General features: G+C 46.2%; 1 protein-coding gene, 1 tRNA gene and 1 pseudogene. All 3 read right to left on the minus strand.

Translation table 11 applies throughout. The features are described 5' to 3' along the window. Positions 1 to 1653: 1653 nt before the first annotated feature. A tRNA-Ile gene (locus tag B9Y90_RS25560) sits at positions 1654 to 1729 on the minus strand. Between the two features lie 478 nt (positions 1730 to 2207). Further along, positions 2208 to 3149 carry a VirK/YbjX family protein gene (locus B9Y90_RS25565; protein WP_139827508.1) on the minus strand — a complete coding sequence of 314 codons (942 nt, stop codon included), beginning with the start codon at positions 3147 to 3149 and terminating at the stop codon, positions 2208 to 2210. Positions 3150 to 3507: 358 nt separating this feature from the next. Then, positions 3508 to 3615, minus strand: a pseudogene (locus B9Y90_RS27460) (IS6 family transposase); the annotation flags it as partial. Positions 3616 to 3938 lie beyond the last annotated feature (323 nt).

A 3938-nucleotide genomic window follows, 5' to 3' on the forward strand; every position in this document is an offset into this window, starting at 1 on the left:
TCTGATCGTGTTCATGCGATGTAACTCCCGGAATAATGCAGTCAGTAAAAGTATGGCACTAACACCTTAGGGAGGGGCGTCCATCACATCACTACAGATGACAGGCTGTTGCGTCGGAGATTGACCTTGATACTGAGGCTTAACCGCAGGCAACCGCATCCGGAAGTTTGGGTACCACCGCCACACGCACGCAAAGTAGCAGGCAGACAACAACCCCGCCCGCGATCGACAAGTATTTTTTGTTTATTGGGTTTACCGGCTTACAGAGACAGAAGAGGCCCACCAAAGTGAGCCTTTAGATTTTGACAAATCAGGTTGTCGCAGTGCCGGGTGCCTCCCGGTGAGCCTTAGGCTGGTCAGGCCGAACTCGCGCAGCTTATGCTCTGGACATTATTCACTTCCAACCAATTACGCCCCGCCGCACAGGGGGATCCACTGCGACAAAACAACCCTACTATCGACGGTAAAATATCGGCAAGGCTTAAACAGAAAATTCGTGTTCACTATCAAAAAAAGCCCGCAGAGATAAAACAGCGGGCACAAGTCGAAACATTGATACAGGAAAGCACGCCCCCGACACGCAACTGTACAGGGCACTTTTAATTATGGATGCGTACTGATAATTACCAGTGGCCATGTTAATTAATTGTTATTTGCACAACGCATTCGGCTGAGCACTAGCCCCCACGCTTAGAACTTGCCCGCACAAAGTGTTTTTGGGGGTAGTGCTCATGCGTATGCATTCTTTATTATTTAAGGTTTTTCATCCAGGGAAAAAATGGCAGGTCTGCACGGAATTCAATCAATATACTATCGTACATCATCACCCCGGTCAGAAATGAAAGAATAAGTATCAAAGTAATCAACCATTTGCGCAATTGATTTTCTCAATTATTTGCCTCATCGTAATAGTGTGTATCACGGAAAGCAATTACCTGTGAATAGAGGTAATAATATATTATGCAGCCACCAACAAAGCATCCGGCGATCACTGCAATCATCAGCATTTTTTTCAAAGACATCACAACGCTCGCATTTGTTCCATAAATTAACAGCGTAGGCGATTCTATATAAACGCATTATCAATCTGAATTAGAGAATAACTGATAAGCATTCGGCTGAGCACTGCTACCTGGCGACAAGTCTGATACGGAGATACCAGTTAACCACTCAGTGCTCATGCGAATGCTTTAAAAAATGCCCGGCCATTTCAGGACCGGGTAGCAAAGGTGTTTTGTTTACTCGTGCTATTTTTATATGCCATCCGGTCACTTCACTGACCGGATAGCTGTTATCTGATGCCCAAGAAAGCTGCGGGTCTGATCCCCTGCCGTCAACGGTATCGGTTTTTAAAGTCCCGCTAGTCCGGACTATCGCACTGGTAGTGCCTGCCCCCGATAATAACAGGTCTATACTCGCCTGCCGCACTGGGTTGGCGTTGAACCAGTGGCCTTTTCCTTCGGATCGCAACGTTCTATTCATCTGAGCTAACAGTGTATGGTGCGACTACCGGAATCAAACTGGTGACTCACTGATTACCAGCAGTTGCTCTACCTACTGAGCTAAGCCGGCTTTGTTTGGACCGCCACCGGGGCCTCGAACCTCGTACTACAACACCATGGTTGTCGCTCTTCCTGATGAGCTAGTGGCGGTTGGTGGTCCTTGTTGGATTTGAACCAACGACCGAGCGATTATGAGTCGCGCGCTCCAACCGCTGAGCTAAAGGACCGAGTCGCGAATCTTAGGGTAATTATTTATCCATGTAAACTGCACTGGTATTTCTGAATATTACGAAGTAATTGAGAAGCAAACCATAACAGAAACGCCTCACCCCACGGTTAATAAATGCAGAGGTGCTCTGCACAAAGTGCACTACTACAGATTTTACAGATAATAAAATCTCACCATTGATAGCAGGGTTTCGATTTTTGAGTTGTGTATCGTAGCAACCACACTTCGCAGTATTAAATTGGGTTTGGTAATTACCCCCCCTTTTCAGTTTAGGCGGAAGGATATATTCCTCTCAACATTCCTTGCCCATCCTTATCTTGATATCAAGGCCTTGAATAAATCCCTCAGCGGCCAGGAGGCAAACAGAAACATGATCGGGTGATATGCCCACTTTAGTTGTCATAGCGCGTAACGTCATTTTCGATGTAGTGCCATTCCAGAAACACACAGATATTCATCGTGCTTAATGAGGACGATCATGATTCCAAAACAGTGCGAATCTGTTGAGAAAGCGTATCCAGCAGAGCAAATCGCCGGCGGTACTCCGCCCGCTTTTTACTGGAAATGGTGCTGATATCCTTACATGCAGGCATCTGTGGCAGAATATAATATCCTTCCTGACAACAGACAGCACCTATGCTTTTCCAGAAACCATCATAGTCAGCATGTACCATCGCTGACTGCTTTTTGTAACGAGCAAGGCTATAAACATGTGTATCACCTCCAACCGCCAGGATCTTTTCGATCTGCATACACTGTGCGAAATGACAAACAGCATCCAGTACCATGCGCTTGGGAAACACGCCAAAGCAGGCTTTGGTTGCATGCCGAATTACCTCATGCGGGGTAGTGCGACAGCCTCCCTGCAAACCACCAATGAATAACGTCCTTTTCCCCTGATGTCGGCAAAGAGTGAAGGTGATTTTCGCCAGGACCCTGGCCTGATCGTCATGCATAACCATTGTGCAATCCCCCTCTTTATCAAGATTCACCTCACTCTTCAGGCTGACAGAGAAACGAATATTATCTTTCCCCTCAAGCTCGGCCAGAGGTAAACCATCGTGTGACAACCAGCTTGATATCTGCCTGCGGGTAAGCTGGCTATACATGGTATTGTAGTGAAACTGCACGGCACGCAATTTCTGCTTGCGCGTAAATTTGAGTGTCAGATAAGCGCGATTGAGGCGTACAGGCAAACGTGGCTGCATGGCCAGAAGTCTGTACATATAAGGACCATGTATGACTACATCCAGTAGTTGCCATGTGAGCAACGGGGCCAGAATCCCTCGCCATAAGAACTTTAAACGATAATTACCCCGGTTCCACATTTCCCCAGGGCGGTATTCACCCGTCACCAGACTTATAAAGAGATTCCAGACAGAAATGGGATACGCCCCACTCAACGCATGATCAGTCATGACTATCACCCACAGAAATAAAATATATTTTATTTGAACATATAAAATATTAACACTTCTTAAATCAGATAAGAAAACTGAAAAAATGGGCACTGACATCAACACAAAATATAACAATAAATATTAATCAATATTTAGGCCAAAAAAATAAGATAATTCTTTGGGTTCTCTCAAAAAGATAACAACGATAAGGCTCTGTCGAAAACATTCCAGAAAATAGAAGTGCGCCTTATTCTGGATACAATTAGGCTGTTAATGAATAAAGCTGCTTTCGGGCTGGGGTATCTCCTGCGCTTTCTATCAGCTTTTTAAGCATCCAGGACAACTCGATTCCCGTAAATGACGCTTACGTATCTTCGAATGATTTAAATCCGAGCCCCGACTTCGTGATGAGTTTAATCTCCTGATCGTCTTGTTCTACGAGGTTATTCAGGTATTTTATCCGCCTAACCTCAATCAGCAAAGGCCAGAGTCCACAGGCAGGCATCCGGTTAGCTCATATTTTCTTAATTATTTCAGCAGGTAAAATCAGCATGTCTCCAGTTGGCAGGCCATCGCTCTTACCCGTCAGCAGTAGTACCACGTCTGGAAGACTGGCTGACCTGCCTCCCTCGGAGGGGATCCGTGAAATGTGCAGCTGGGGCTGCCCTGCTGCCAGGTCTGCGTCACGGTGTGGGGAAACGACCAGATGGCTGTAAGCGCTCCACAGGGGACGTCTGTCATACTTCCCCCGTTCCGGGGAGGATAGTGTCCATCATTTTTTAATGGACACTATCGGCATGAATAACC

The organism is Cedecea sp. NFIX57, from assembly GCF_900177785.1.
Classification (GTDB): domain Bacteria; phylum Pseudomonadota; class Gammaproteobacteria; order Enterobacterales; family Enterobacteriaceae; genus Cedecea; species Cedecea neteri_C.